This is a genomic window from Bartonella acomydis (genome assembly GCF_039543025.1).
Lineage (GTDB): Bacteria > Pseudomonadota > Alphaproteobacteria > Rhizobiales > Rhizobiaceae > Bartonella > Bartonella acomydis.
The window spans coordinates 12,971-28,333 of record NZ_BAABIY010000097.1 but is presented as its reverse complement, the minus strand read 5'-3'; the positions used below and the strand labels follow the sequence as shown (position 1 = coordinate 28,333).

Here is a 15,363-nt window from a genome sequence, read left to right as displayed (position 1 = left end):
ATACATCTCGTTTATACATCTCGATACCATATAAGGAAATTGAATATGACAACTGCCTCAGATATTATCAAACAGATTGCAGACAACGAAATCCGTTTTGTTGATCTACGCTTTACCGATCCGCGAGGAAAGTTGCACCATGTCACAATGGATATCGCAGAAATCAGTGAAGATACATTTAGCGATGGAGTTATGTTTGATGGTTCTTCAATTTCCGGATGGAAAACAATTAATGAATCTGACATGGTTTTAATGCCCGATCCAGAAACAGCACATATTGATCCTTTTTTCGCGCAATCTACCTTAGTTATATTCTGTGACGTACTCGATCCTGTTTCTGGGGAGTTTTACCGTAGAGATCCTCGTTCTATCGCCAAGAGAGCTGAAGTTTATATGAAATCTTTAAATATAGGGGATACAATCAATATAGGTCCAGAAGCAGAGTTTTTTATCTTTGATGATGTACGTTATAAAACAGATCCTTACAATACAGGATTTAAACTGGATTCAAGTGAACTTCCATCCAATGATGATACGGAATATGAGATGGGCAATCTTGGCCATCGTCCACGAATGAAAGGGGGGTATCTTCCCGTTCCTCCTGTTGATTCTTGCCAAGATATGCGCTCTGAAATGCTCACGGCGCTCAAAGATATGGGAGTCCGTGTTGAAAAACATCATCACGAAGTAGCAGCAGGACAGCATGAATTGGGTATTCGTTTTGATACGCTTGTTCGTGAAGCAGATAAGATGCAAATTTTTAAATATGTTGTGCATCAAATAGCAAATAGCTATGGAAAAACAGCAACTTTCATGCCAAAACCTATTTTTGGTGACAATGGTTCCGGCATGCATGTTCATATGTCCATCTGGAAAGATGGCAAACCAATCTTTGCAGGCAATGAGTATGCCGGACTATCTGAAACCTGCTTATTTTTTATCGGTGGCATCATTAAGCATGCAAAAGCAATCAATGCCTTCACAAATCCATCCACAAACTCCTATAAGCGTTTAGTACCTGGTTATGAAGCTCCCGTCCTGCTTGCTTATTCTGCACGCAATCGTTCTGCATCTTGTCGTATTCCAATGAGCCATTCGCCAAACTCAAAGCGGGTAGAAGTACGTTTTCCAGACCCAACAGCAAATCCCTACTTAGCATTTGCAGCACTCTTAATGGCTGGCCTTGATGGAATCAAAAATAAAATTCACCCTGGACACGCTATGGATAAAGATCTTTATGATCTTCCTTTAAAAGAGCTTAAAGAAATCCCTACAGTCTCAGGAAATCTGCGCGAAGCGCTTGAAGCACTCGATAAAGATCGTAGTTTTCTGAAAGCTGGAGACGTTTTTGATGATGATCAAATTAATTCTTTCATTCAAATAAAAATGCAAGAAGTTTTACGTTATGAAACAACACCCCATCCTGTCGAATTTGATATGTACTATTCTGTTTAAAGAATTATAAGTTTATTCTTTTTGATGTTTAAATGGAGTTAAAGCCTCCATTTTTGTGGATATATATCTTATTAAAAAGCATAAGTGGCTTTTTGCAAGCATACTTTTCCTTTATAATTCTGATAGAATCCATTCCAATTAATTCACAAGGTTTCTAATGCTGCGAATTTGTTCTCTATTTTCCATTCTTTTATGCATTGCCTCTAATCTATCGATAACTCAAGCTTCTACGATTACAAATCAAAAACTGATAACTCTTGAACAAGCAGCTTTTGCTTACAGCAAAGCGATTCAAAATGCCGATGCAAATGCTATTTTAAACGCTATTCCTCCGCAAATTATCAACAGCTTAACAGCCAAAAAAAAATTCAGTAAGTCACAATTCCAACATATCATGAAAAGCCAAATAGAACGATTGGCAAAAAATTATAAAATTGAGAGTATCCACATTGACCAAAAGCAAAAACGTGAAGGGAAACTTGATAATGGTATCCCCTATTTCGTTATACCTGTAGAGTTTGTCACAAAAACAAATGCTGGGAAAAAGTGCTCTATTCAAACTGAGATTATTGCCCTTTTTGACAATAATAAGTGGTATTTCATCCGTGGAAATGATGAGGCAATCTTAAACATCACCAGTGAAGCATTTCCTGGACTTGAAAAAATAAAAGTCAATCCTCAGAAAATTACAAAAATACTATAATTGAGAAAAAGGTGCGAGTAAACTTATTCTTACAAACAAGCTGTCATGACTGTAGCAGCAGCATCGAATTCGATTTTTTTATGAGCACGATGCGCCATTGCTTCTTCATCCACGCCCCATTGCTCTATCATCCAATCTTCATCTAAATGGGCAACAGACCAGGCGTATTCTGCATTTATTTTTTCTGCCATAACAGCAAGCGCAATAAGAGCTGATCCCGTTAAAGTTGTCATTGTATGAAGTGCAGCAAGCATATAAGGAGACTCCACTTTACGTAGATAATTGCTTACCGCTTGAAGTGCTTCACGTGATTGCTCTACATACATAAGTCCCTCTGTTACATGAAAACGCGCTCCAAGTTTTTCTTCTGCCCAATCCAATAAGGGATTCCACTGTTCACATTGCCGATTTACCAACTCTTTTGGTGTTTGTGCACGATAAAAGATCATATCACAGGTGACAAAACGCAACAAATCTTCAAAAACAACTTGCATATCATCAGCAATGCCATCAATAACTGTGTTAACAAGACGCGTCATAGGCATCTTTGCTGGATCAATAACTTGCTTTTGGCTCTCAAATTCTTGCGCAACAAATTTAGCAAAGACTTTCGTTGGTACAAGAAAATGGCGCTTTGCTGGTGTCTTAACCGGACATCCATCCAACAACAGAGAAACCCCCTCCTCCTCACAAACGATTTTCACTTCCTTATAAAATCGTTTTGGTAATGGTTGGCATGAAAGATTTTGAGTTTTCTGAACAGAACTATTTTTATTCAAGGGACTATCAAAATGATTCAAAATTTCACGCATATTGTTTCGCCTCTGACATCAAAAAAATATTTTTTCAAAGCTCTATATATCTGCTTAAGGTTTAAGTTTTTTTCTTTCCCTATCCTAAAGAAAGAAAAAGTTCTTACCAATTCTAATCTAACTTAATACTGTTTTACTCATCTGCACATCTTTCAGCTGCAAAAGCACCCTCATCATTCGTCTCATATATTCCCCATCGTAATTTCTATTTGATATCATCACCCTAAACGATAGTGCTGTACGTCATAACAGAATAAAAAACTTATTCTGTATCACCATCATTCTCATTAAAAGCCAAAAGATTAAAGCTTTGTAGCATATGAAGTGGCAAAGGAGCAACGATATCTAATATCCCTCCTGAAGGATGAGGAATACGAATTCGGCGTGCATGAAGATGAAGGCGATTTTGAATTCCCCCTGGCAACGTCCAATTATTATCGGAAAAAAAATATTTTGCATCACCAATGATAGGATGATTCATATGAGCAGCATGTACACGCAGCTGATGTGTTCTCCCCGTATAAGGTTCCATTTCAAGCCATGAGAGAGCTCTCCCTCGAGTATCTAAAATGCGATAATAAGAAATCGCATGATAAGAATCTGACACCCCATGTTCACAAACCCGCATTTTATCACCTTGGGCAGTCACTTCCTTAACCATCCACGTTGAAATTTTATCTTGCTTTTTTTTAGGCACACCGCGAACCAAAGCCCAATAAGTCTTTTTGGTTTCGCGTGTTCTAAAAGCAGCCGTTAAAGCTTGCGCGACCCCTCTTGACCGCGCAACAATAAGCACACCTGATGTTTCACGATCAAGACGATGAACCAAACGTGGTTTTTCACCTTTTTTATTACGCCATACCTCAAGCATACTATCCATATGGCGTGTTAAACCAGATCCACCTTGTACAGCAAGACCTGCTGGTTTGTTAAAAACAAAAATCTTTGGATCTTCATAGAGCAGCATTTTTTTTAAAATGGTTTCATCATCCTGTCCCCGAATTGTTTTATCCGTTACTGGAAAGCTTTCCTTATCTTCAACAAGTAAAGGCGGTACACGCACAGTTTGGCCTGTGAAAATACGTGTATCAGCTTTCACACGCCCTCCATCAATTCGTATCTGTCCAGAACGCAACAATTTTTGTAAATGCCCAAATCCAATTCCTGGATAATGCACTTTAAACCAGCGATCTAAGCGCATGCCGCTCTCGTCTGCCTTAACCTTTTTTATTTCTACACCTGCCATACAAATTCCCTAACTTAATAATTTTATTGATCCGTTTTATACTTTATCTCTATAAACGCAAAAAACGTATTCTAGAAAATTGGTTTTATCACACCATATTACAATGAGTATCTAAAATTGCCTTTTCTTAACCTTTACATTTTATTAACCTAAATGTAAGCGATTATAAAAGTTATAATGCAATAGCGAGTGGAGATAACCGCCTGTGCTTTTATTTAAAACCTATGTGCGCGTCCTCACTTATCTAAACAAAGAAAAAAATGCATCTTTTTTAATCTGTAGTGCGAATGTTATATTGGCTCTTATCACCATTGCCGAACCTATTTTATTTGGGCGCGTCATTGATGCTATTGCAGAGAAAAAAGCTATTATTCTTACCCTTACAATTTGGATATGTTTTGGTTTTTTTCATATTATTGCTTATATTCTTGTTGCACGCAGTGCTGACCGTTTGGCCCATAGACGTCGCCTAACTGTTTTAACGGAATCCTTTCAACGTATTATCGCTATGCCTTTAACCTGGCATCAACAGCGTGGGACCTCTAACGCTCTTCATACACTTTTGCGTGCTGTAGACGCTATGGCAACAATATGGCTTGATTTTATGCGTCAACATCTCTCAACTCTTCTTGCCTTATTCGTTCTTATTCCCATAGCTTTTAACATGAATTGGCGCCTTTCAACAGTCTTGGTAGTGCTTGCCATCATCTATGTATTGATTGCACGTTTAGTCATGCGAAAAACAAAAGACGGACAAGCCGCTGTAGAATGCTATCATCACAACCTTTTTAAACATATCACAGATTCAATCTCTAATGTTTCCGTTGTACAAAGTTATAACCTAATAAAGGAAGAAACTTCCACATTGCTTCAGCACACAAATGATCTTCTTAAAGCACAAAATCCTGTTCTCAATTGGTGGGCTCTTGCCAGTGGCTTAAATCGAATGGCCTCAACCATTTCAATAGTTTGTGTTCTTCTTCTTGGCGCTTTTTTTGTAGCAAAAGGTCAATTACGTGTAGGTGAAGTTGTTGCTTTTGTTGGATTCGCACAATTAATGATCGGTCGTCTGGATCAAATGAGCAGTTTTATTAATCTAACCGTATCCTCACAAGCAAAACTACAGGAATTCTTTGCAATGGAAGACTCAACCTTCCAGATCAAAGAGCCTGAAAATCTTCCTTCACTCCAAAATGTTAAAGGTGCAATACAATTTCACCACGTGACTTACAAATTTCCAAATTCTTCTCAGGGCATTTTTGACATTTCCTTTGAAGTTAAAACAGGACAAACTGTTGCGATTGTAGGACCAACAGGCGCTGGTAAAACAACATTAATCAATCTCTTGCAGCGTGTGTACGACCCAACATTCGGATATATCTCCATTGACGGAATAAATATAAGCTCTGTTAATCGTGAATCCTTACGAAAGTCTTTAGCAACAGTGTTTCAAGATGCAGGTCTTTTCAACCGTAGCATTCACGATAACATCTCAATAGGAAGAGAAAATGCAACAAATGGAGAGCTTTATGAAGCAGCAAAAATAGCAGCTGCTCATGATTTTATTCTCAAAAAAACCGATCGTTATAACACAATGGTTGGCGAACAAGGTTCTCAATTATCAGGTGGAGAAAAGCAAAGAGTAGCAATCGCGCGTGCTGTTTTAAAAAATTCTCCTATTCTTATTCTAGACGAAGCAACCAGTGCTCTTGATGTTGAAACAGAGGCACGCGTGAAAGATGCTCTTGAGTGCATCAGTCATAACCGTACTACTTTTATTATTGCACACCGCCTTTCAACAATACGCAATGCCGATATTGTACTTTTTCTAGAACAGGGCCATTTAATTGAAAAAGGAAGTTTTCAAGAATTAATCGATAAAGGTGGCCGTTTCTATGAACTCTTAAAAACAAGTGGTTTAACGATTAATCAACCAGGAAGTGAAGAAGAGGATAAAAAGGTTATCCCCTTACATGAAGCTATGGCATCATAAAATCACCTTTCTATCTTTACGCAAAAAAACTATCGAATATACGAAAACCCCCACAAAAATCCCAACGAGAAACACCATAAATCAGAAATTATCTTTCAAGAGCTACTTTTAATGCCGCAAGTGCTTCATCAGCCTTGCTACCCTCAGGACCACCCGCTTGCGCCATATCAGAACGCCCTCCACCACCTTTCCCACCAAGAACAGATGAAAGAATACGAACAAGCTCAACAGCATTCAATTTATCCGTTAAATCATCCGTAACGCCAACAACAGCACTTCCCTTGCCATCCTCTGAAATACTGATAAAAGCTACAACCCCAGATCCAATCTGTTTCTTACCAGAATCAACTAACCCCTTAAGATCCCGCGGAGCAATATTGCTCACAACACGTCCCATAAAAGAAATACCACTGATGATGCTAATATCTTCTTGGCCACGCTGTATCGCCCCACCACACATCATTATTTTTTTGCGTACATCATTCAACTCTTTTTCAAGCTTACGACGATCCTCAAGTAAATTTTGAATCCGTTCTTCCAGTCCAGCAGAAGAAGTTTTTAAAAGATCAGCAATTTCACGGATGCGCGCATCTTGGCGGCTAAGATAAAGACGTGCTGCTGAGCCTGTTAAAGCTTCAATACGACGCACTCCAGAGGCTACAGAACTTTCAGAAACAATATGAATCAAACCAATATCCCCCGTTCTTTTCGCATGTGTCCCTCCACAAAGCTCAATGGACCAATGCCTTTTGGCTTCTCCTTTTTCAAGCGGATCCCCCATAGAAACAACACGCACTTCATCACCATATTTTTCCCCAAAGAGTGCTATCGCTCCTTCAAAAATTGCATCATCCACCATCATAAGGCGTGTTGTTATCGCACTATTTTGCAAAACAATGTCATTTGCTAAATCTTCTATTTTTTTTAATTCTTCCAAAGAAACGGATTTGGGATGAGAAAAATCAAAACGCAACCGCTCCGGCGACACAAAAGAGCCCTTCTGGGTAACATGAGATCCCAATATCTGACGTAAAGCTTCGTGCAATAAATGGGTAGCAGAATGGTTAGCGCGAATTTTTTTACGACGAACACTATCAATGATTAATTCCACACAATCAGACCTCTTTGCCTGACCAGATTTAACCTCTCCAATATGAATAATAACACCATCAGCTCTTTTCTGGGTATCATGCACTTCAAAAATAAAATTTTCACCCGAAATGATACCACTATCACCTATCTGCCCACCCGATTCACCATAAAAGGGTGTCTGATTCACCACAAGAATAGCCTTCTGCCCAGCAGAAACATCATCAACGATTTTACCATCATACACAAGAGCAGTAATAATGCCCTCAGCTTTTTCTATTTCATAACCCAAAAATTCTGTAGCTCCAAACTTCTCACGAACAGAAAACCAAACTGTCTCCGTTAGAGCTTCACCAGAACCAGACCAATTGGCACGTGCTTCCTCTTTCTGGCGTTCCATTGCTTTGTCAAAGGCATCAACATCAACAGATATTCCACGACGCCGAAGAACATCCTGCGTCAAATCAATTGGAAAACCATAGGTATCATAAAGCTTGAAAGCAACTTCACCATTTAAATGCTCCCCTTCTTTAAGATGGATACTTGCTTCATTTAACAAACCAAGCCCTCGTTCAAGTGTTTTACGAAAACGTATTTCTTCTAATTTTAAAGTTTCTACAATCAAAGCTTCAGCCCGCACCAATTCAGGATAAGCTTGTCCCATTTCGCGAATGAGAGCAGGAAAAAGTCGCCACATTAAGGGCTCTTTAGCACCAAGAAGATGTGCATGACGCATAGCACGACGCATAATGCGACGTAAAACATACCCTCTTCCCTCATTAGAAGGAAGAACGCCATCCGCAATCAAAAATGCGCATGAGCGAAGATGATCAGCAATAACACGATGACTGACAATAAAATCACCCTTTGCCTCAATCCCTGTAATTTCCTCTGATGCAGCAATCAACGCGCAAAAAAGATCAATGTCATAATTATCATGCACACCCTGTAAAATAGCAGCAATACGCTCTAATCCCATACCTGTATCGATAGAAGGATGAGGTAATTCAACACGCTCTTGCTTGCTAAGCTGCTCATATTGCATGAAAACAAGATTCCAAATCTCAATAAAGCGATCACCATCCTCATTCGTACTTCCAGGAGGTCCTCCCCATATTTCATCACCATGATCATAAAAAATCTCCGAACAAGGACCACAAGGACCCGTTTCTCCCATTGACCAAAAATTATCAGCCGTCGCAATACGGACAATTTTTTCGTCTGGAAGTCCTGAAATTTTACGCCACAGTTCAGCAGCAACATCATCACTCTGATAAACGGTCACCAACAATTTATCTTTGGGCAGAAAAAATTCCTTTGTTAAAAGGTCCCACGATAAAAAAATGGCTTCTTCTTTGAAATAATCACCAAAAGAAAAATTACCCAACATCTCAAAAAACGTATGATGGCGTGCCGTATAGCCAACATTGTCAAGATCATTATGCTTTCCACCCGCACGGACACATTTTTGTGCTGTTGTCGCCTGTTTATAAGGACGCTGTTCAAGCCCTGTAAAAACATTTTTAAACTGCACCATTCCCGCATTTGTAAACATAAGTGTGGGATCATTACGCGGAACAAGCGGGCTAGAAGAAACAACTTTATGCCTCTTAAGATGAAAATAATTCAGGAAAGTTGACCGGATATGATTAACACTATTCATATAAACACCTGCTCAATACAGCATAAAACAAAACTCCTCCTCACTAAATATTCTCTTGCCGTGCATGGAGTCAATTTAACCAAAGAGTGGGATATTTATTAAAAAAACTGAGAAATAAGCGATCTTATATTTAAAAATTCTCACAAATTAAAACAGAAAGAATCTTAAATAAAGCACTTATGCTTAAATAAATATTGCCTCAAATTGCTTCATCACTTTCTGTCGTATCTGCCCCTGCATTTTCTAACAGCTCAATGGCAATCAAACCAGCATTTTGACGCAAAGCTGTTTCGATTTCTGCAGCAATTTCTGGATGTTGGCGTAAAAACTGCTTCGCATTCTCACGTCCCTGCCCTAAACGTTGGGAATTATAAGAAAACCATGCACCAGATTTTTCAACAATACCAACTTTGACTCCTAAATCAATCAACTCACCGACTTTGGAAATACCTTCCCCATAAATAATGTCAAACTCTACTTGTTTGAAAGGAGGCGCCAATTTATTTTTAACCACTTTAACACGCGTCTGATTTCCAACAATCATATCCCGATCTTTAATGGAGCCAATGCGGCGAATATCCAAACGAACAGAAGCATAAAACTTTAAAGCATTTCCACCTGTTGTCGTTTCAGGAGAACCAAACATCACACCAATTTTCATGCGAATTTGATTAATAAAAATTACCATACAGTTAGAGCGAAAAATAGAAGCCGTGAGTTTTCGTAAAGCTTTACTCATTAAGCGTGCTTGCAATCCTGGTAACGCATCACCCATTTCACCTTCAATTTCTGCACGCGGCGTTAAAGCTGCTACAGAATCAACAACAAGCACATCAACAGCACCAGAACGAACCAATGTTTCTGTAATTTCCAATGCCTGTTCACCGGTATCTGGCTGAGAAATAAACAAATTTTCTAAATCAACACCGAGCTTTCGCGCATAAATAGGATCAAGAGCATGCTCAGCATCAATAAAAGCACAAATCCCACCAATTTTCTGTGCTTCAGCAATAGCATGAAGTGCCAATGTTGTTTTTCCAGAACTTTCTGGTCCATAAATCTCAACAATACGCCCCTTGGGTAATCCACCAACACCCAGAGCAATATCCAAGGATAATGACCCCGTTGAAATTGTTTCAATTTCAACAACCTGCTCTTTTTGCCCAAGACGCATAATGGAGCCTTTACCAAAAGAACGTTCAATTTGTGAAAGAGCAGCATCGAGAGCTTTTGTTTTATCCACGACTATATCCTTGATCGATTCACAATAATCCAACACTCAGTGTACACTGTTATTTGAACTTACCTAAAGCCTTGAGTTTAGATTTTCACAGACTATTTCCTTTACCACCTTCACCTTATGTCCACAACATCCCATGATCACGACTAAAGAAATTTGCTATTTCTTTATGTTATGACATAAAATACACTCCGACAAAATACCTAGCAGAAGAGAAATTCAGCATATTTATATCTCTCCTCTAAAAAAGAAACAATTTAAATTTCAACACGCTTCTCTAAAAAGCAAACTTTCTTATATTTTTTAAAACATTTAAAAAAACATATCTCATCATTAATTTCTCGTTCTTGATAAACCTAAAACGCATGTTTCATCAAAATTGCTATACCTCACACATAACAAAAATCATAAATACAAGACAATCTATAAATGAAGGCGAGAGAAAGTATTTCTTAAATCTGTACTTTAAACATATATAAATTTTTATAGCAAAAAGAAAACTTTTCTCTCTATAAAAAATAAAAAGCATTTAAAGCGTAGCCGAAACTGTTAAAAGAATTACAATCACATTACGCATGAACAATTAATCAGAACCAATAACAAACTTATCTCAATGAAAAGTTCATTTTTGATTGGCTCGTTTTTTGCGCAATTGCTGCCACCACTCAAGACGTTTTGCAATTTCCCGTTCAAAACCACGCTCAACGGGTTGATAATAGCTCTGACGCCCTAGTTTTTCAGGAAAATATTCCTGCCCTGAAAAAGCATCTGGTTCATCATGGTCATAACGATAGCCATACCCATACCCTTCTTCCTTCATAAATTTTGTAGGCGCATTAAGAATGTACCGAGGAGGAGGCAAAGAACCGTTTTTGCGTGCACAATGCATAGCTGCTTTATAGGCAAGATATGTTGCATTTGATTTCGGTGCAGTTGCAACATAAAGACATGCTTGCGCCAAAGCGAGTTCTCCCTCTGGAGAGCCTAAATAATCGTAAGCATCTTTTGCTGCATTACAAATAACAAGAGCTTGTGGATCTGCCAAACCAACATCTTCAACAGCCATACGCACCAATCTTCTCCCAATATAGAGAGGATCTTCACCGGCATCAAACATACGCGCTAAATAATAAAGTGCAGCATCAGGATCAGAACCACGAACCGATTTATGCAATGCCGAAATAAGATTATAATGTCCCTCTTGCCCCTTATCATAAATCGGTGCACGACGCTGAATAATTTCTTGCAAAGTAACAGTATCAAATATTTCCCCCTCTCGTGCAACACACCAAACTTCTTCTGCCAATGTTAACGCTGCCCGTGCATCACCATCAGACATTTCTATTAAAACATCCCTCGCCTCATCACTCACAGGAAGACGTTTTCCTTGCATTTCCTCAGCACGTTTTAAAAGAATGCTCAGACTTTCATTATCATGGGAAAGAAACGGCAAAACACGAGCACGAGAAAGAAGAGCCGCATTAAGTTCAAAAGAAGGATTTTCCGTTGTTGCTCCTATAAGAATGATAGTACCATCTTCCATAACGGGAAGAAAACTATCCTGCTGCGCACGATTGAACCGATGAATTTCATCAACAAAGAGAAGAGTTTGACATCCAGACATAAAACGTGCCTGAGCAACTTCAAAAATTTTTTTAAGCTCAGAAACCCCTGTAAAAATAGCAGAAACTTGTTCAAAAGCAAAATTTGTTTCAAGCGCTAATAAACGCGCAACCGTTGTTTTTCCTGTCCCTGGAGGCCCCCAAAAAATCATTGAATTCATAGAGCTCGTTGCCAGCATACGTGAAACTATCCCCTTTTCTCCCAGCAAATGATTTTGTCCTATGACATCATTAAGAGAACGAGGACGCATTTTTTCTGCAAGCGGGCGATTTTTATGAATCTGAAGATCAGAAGACAAAGTAAAAAAATCTTTATTCAAAAAAAACCTCAACGAATAAACTGGCGGATATACATTCCATCACGTTCATACTCCAATTGCCACATATTGGGGCGATTTTGCCCAAGAATTTTCTTTAACTGACTCACCGTTTGAATATGATGTCCATTAACAACACGCAAAATATCTCCTGGACGAAAAATTCCAGCAGCATTGCTCGCCTCATCAAGATTAGTAATCACAACACCTTTTACTGATATAGGAAGGTGAAAATGCCGACTATTTTGTGGTGTTAAATCTAATACTTCAGCACCAGAAAGAGGCCCATCACCCGTAATCTTTTCAGATTTTGAAAATGCAGATGCTGGTATTGATGAAACAGTTATTTGTGTATTTAAAATTTTTCCACTTCGTAAATATTCTAAAACAAGGCTGCGCCCAACGCCAGATGTCATCAAACGATATCCAAGGCCATCTGGGCTCTCAACGCGCACCCCTTGCACACTCAAAATGACATCGCCTACTTTCAAACCAGCCTTTGCAGCAGGACTATCTTTGGCAATTTCAACGACGAGAGCGCCATAAGGATGCTCTAGACCTAAACCACCAGCAATATCAGGCGTAACATTTTGAAAAGATGCACCAATATAAGGTGGTATAAAATACTTCCCGCCACGCCTGACCGTATCAAGCATTACTTTTACAAGATTTGCTGGAATGGCAAAACCAATTCCTACAGAGCCCCCTGAACGCGAATAAATAGCCGTATTAATCCCAATTAACTGCCCTTTCATATCAATTAAAGCGCCACCAGAATTCCCAGGATTAATGGCTGCATCTGTTTGAATAAAAAAGTCAAAATCAGAAATACCAACACGTGTACGCGCTTGCGCTGAAACAATACCACTTGTAACAGTTTGACCAACACCAAAAGGATTACCTATTGCTAAAACAAGATCACCAACTTCAACTGCATCAGAATCTCCCAAAGAAAGAACGGGAAACTGAGCACCTTTTGCATCAATTTCAAGCACCGCAATATCCGTTGCTTCGTCCTTTAACATAATCTTACTTTCAAATTCCCGCCCATCAGAAAGAGCAACTTTAATTTTATTTGCATCTTTAATGACATGGTAATTTGTAACGATTAAACCACGCGCATCAACAATCACTCCAGATCCTAATGAAGATTGTTTACGTACCGGCAAATTATTTTGAAACCGACTAAAAAATTGCTCAAAAAATGGATCACCAGCAAAAGGTGAACGTGTCCTGATTTGTCGAGCCGCATAAATATTGACAACAGATGGAATAGTCTTTTTAACTAAAGGAGCAAATGAAAGAGTAATTTCTTTTTGTGTTTGCGGAATTTGAGCATATGCACTATGAAACGATATTTGTAGCATAATAGCAAAAAAAAGCCCCATCAAAAAAGAAAACCTCATCACGCACTCCTAAAAAAATAATCCACTTTTTAATATTAATAGAATAAGAAGTTCTCTCATCCTCCATAAGTTTAGGATTTCTATTAATATTGATTACTAATATTTATAATGAAGAAGAAAAACAACCTATTCTAGATATAAATATTATAAAAATTAAACAATTCAACATTCTATAATCATCTCTTTAGATTAATCCTTTGAGAGAGAAAAATAACAAAGTGTTCACAAAAAAAGCCACCGTAGAAAGGCAGCTTTTTAAAATTCAACGGAAAGAAAACGCCTTATTTATATGAAGAAGCCTCTTTTTGATTTGCAACATCCTCTGCACGCAAACGATCCACAGCACCCTTTGCCTCAACATCACGATCAACAAACTCTATCACAGCCATAGGAGCATTATCACCGGTACGAAACCCCGCTTTCATAATACGCAAATACCCACCATTGCGCGATGCATAACGCGGGGCAAGTGTATCAAACAATTTTGTAACTTTTCCCACATCACGAAGTGCCGAAATTGCTTGTCGACGCGCGTGCAAACCTCCACGCTTACCAAGTGTAACTAATTTTTCAACGATAGGACGAATTTCTTTAGCCTTTGGAAGCGTTGTCACAATTTGCTCATGCTCAATCAGCGAAACCGCCATATTAGCAAACATCGCTTTACGGTGACTCGCAGTGCGATTCAATTTACGGCCTGACTTACTATGGCGCATAAACCTTCTCCTTAAATTTTAATACTGATCTTCATAACGTTTCGCAAGATCATCAATGTTCTCAGGTGGCCATGCAGAAACTTCCATACCAAGATGCAATCCCATACATGCCAAAACTTCCTTAATCTCATTTAAAGACTTGCGCCCAAAGTTTGGTGTTCGAAGCATTTCAGCTTCTGTCTTCTGGATAAGATCACCAATATAAACAATATTATCATTCTTAAGACAATTTGCTGAACGAACTGAAAGTTCTAACTCATCCACTTTTTTAAGAAGCGCAGGATTAAAAGCAAGCTCTGAATCAGGCTCTTCAATAGTTTCTTTCTGAGGTTCTTCAAAATTAACAAACAACGACAATTGATCTTGAAGAATACGCGCTGCAAAAGCAACAGCATCCTCTCCATTAACAGCACCATTGGTCTCAACTGTAAGAGTTAATTTATCATAATCCAGAACTTGCCCCTCACGAGTATTTTCCACCTTATAAGAGACTTTACGAATTGGTGAATAAAGACTATCAACCGGGATAAGACCTATGCGTCCATCATCAACACAATTGCGATCAGATGGAACATAACCCTTTCCTGTATTGACTATAAATTCCATACGAATCTCAGCATCTTCATCAAGAGTACAGATAATATGCTCTGGATTGAGAATCTCCATATCTCCAACAGTATTGATATCTCCAGCTCTCACAACACCAGGGCCCTCTTTAGAAATAACAACCCGCTTAGGGCCCTCATCTTCCATACGAAGCGCAATTTCTTTGATATTAAGAATAATATCTGTAACATCTTCACGAACTCCTGGAATTGATGAAAATTCGTGCAACACACCATCAATCTGCACCGCAGTAATTGCAGCGCCACGAAGTGATGACAACAACACACGACGAAGAGCATTACCCAATGTTAAACCAAAACCACGCTCAAGAGGTTCAGCTATTACACTCAAAACATTCGGATTATCATGTGCACAAAACTCAACCTTATTGGGTTTAATCAGTTCCTGCCAGTTTTTCTGGATCATATTTTTATTCCCGTTCTTTACTTCCGCTACCATTCAATCGTAACGGCTAATGTGAACATCAGAGAAGCC

At 38.7% G+C, this 15,363-nt stretch carries 11 protein-coding genes; 3 read left to right on the top strand and 8 right to left on the bottom strand.

Annotation, left to right across the window (positions count from 1 at the left end; translation table 11 throughout):
• Nucleotides 1-45 precede the first annotated feature (45 nt).
• Nucleotides 46-1,455, top strand: coding sequence for a type I glutamate--ammonia ligase (glnA, locus tag ABD909_RS08165; RefSeq protein ID WP_345097429.1), 1,410 nt, complete (start codon nt 46-48; stop codon nt 1,453-1,455).
• A 157-nt stretch (nt 1,456-1,612) separates the two neighbouring features.
• Nucleotides 1,613-2,158, top strand: a complete 546-nt coding sequence (locus tag ABD909_RS08160; protein WP_345097428.1) for a hypothetical protein — start codon at nt 1,613-1,615, stop codon at nt 2,156-2,158.
• A 29-nt stretch (nt 2,159-2,187) separates the two neighbouring features.
• Here the strand turns inward: ABD909_RS08160 and ABD909_RS08155 are convergent, their stop codons facing one another.
• The gene (locus tag ABD909_RS08155; protein WP_345097427.1) at nt 2,188-2,970 is read right to left on the bottom strand and encodes an ATP12 family chaperone protein; all 783 of its coding nucleotides are present in this window, start codon (nt 2,968-2,970) and stop codon (nt 2,188-2,190) included.
• Between the two features lie 262 nt (nt 2,971-3,232).
• Nucleotides 3,233-4,216 carry an RluA family pseudouridine synthase gene (locus ABD909_RS08150; RefSeq protein WP_345097426.1) on the bottom strand — a complete coding sequence of 328 codons (984 nt, stop codon included), beginning with the start codon at nt 4,214-4,216 and terminating at the stop codon, nt 3,233-3,235.
• Between the two features lie 205 nt (nt 4,217-4,421).
• Here ABD909_RS08150 and ABD909_RS08145 point away from each other — a divergent pair, with 205 nt between their 5' ends.
• Nucleotides 4,422-6,209, top strand: coding sequence for a glucan ABC transporter ATP-binding protein/ permease (locus ABD909_RS08145; RefSeq protein WP_345097425.1), 1,788 nt, complete (start codon nt 4,422-4,424; stop codon nt 6,207-6,209).
• Between the two features lie 88 nt (nt 6,210-6,297).
• Here ABD909_RS08145 and alaS read toward each other — a convergent pair whose 3' ends face one another.
• The 6 genes from alaS to ABD909_RS08115 all read right to left on the bottom strand — a co-directional run bounded on the left by alaS (nt 6,298) and on the right by ABD909_RS08115 (nt 15,294).
• Complete coding sequence (gene alaS, locus ABD909_RS08140; RefSeq protein WP_345097424.1) at nt 6,298-8,961, bottom strand: alanine--tRNA ligase; 2,664 nt, start codon at nt 8,959-8,961, stop codon at nt 6,298-6,300.
• Nucleotides 8,962-9,160: 199 nt separating this feature from the next.
• Complete coding sequence (recA, locus tag ABD909_RS08135; RefSeq protein ID WP_345097422.1) at nt 9,161-10,204, bottom strand: recombinase RecA; 1,044 nt, start codon at nt 10,202-10,204, stop codon at nt 9,161-9,163.
• Nucleotides 10,205-10,823: 619 nt separating this feature from the next.
• Nucleotides 10,824-12,143: a replication-associated recombination protein A gene (locus ABD909_RS08130; RefSeq protein WP_345097420.1), complete on the bottom strand. Its 1,320-nt coding sequence runs from the start codon at nt 12,141-12,143 to the stop codon at nt 10,824-10,826.
• Between the two features lie 8 nt (nt 12,144-12,151).
• Nucleotides 12,152-13,546, bottom strand: coding sequence for a DegQ family serine endoprotease (locus ABD909_RS08125; protein WP_345097419.1), 1,395 nt, complete (start codon nt 13,544-13,546; stop codon nt 12,152-12,154).
• Between the two features lie 281 nt (nt 13,547-13,827).
• A complete protein-coding gene (rplQ, locus tag ABD909_RS08120; protein WP_345097418.1) occupies nt 13,828-14,262 on the bottom strand; it encodes a 50S ribosomal protein L17 in 435 nt (144 codons plus the stop codon).
• Nucleotides 14,263-14,280: 18 nt separating this feature from the next.
• Nucleotides 14,281-15,294, bottom strand: a complete 1,014-nt coding sequence (locus ABD909_RS08115; protein ID WP_345097417.1) for a DNA-directed RNA polymerase subunit alpha — start codon at nt 15,292-15,294, stop codon at nt 14,281-14,283.
• Nucleotides 15,295-15,363: the final 69 nt, after the last annotated feature.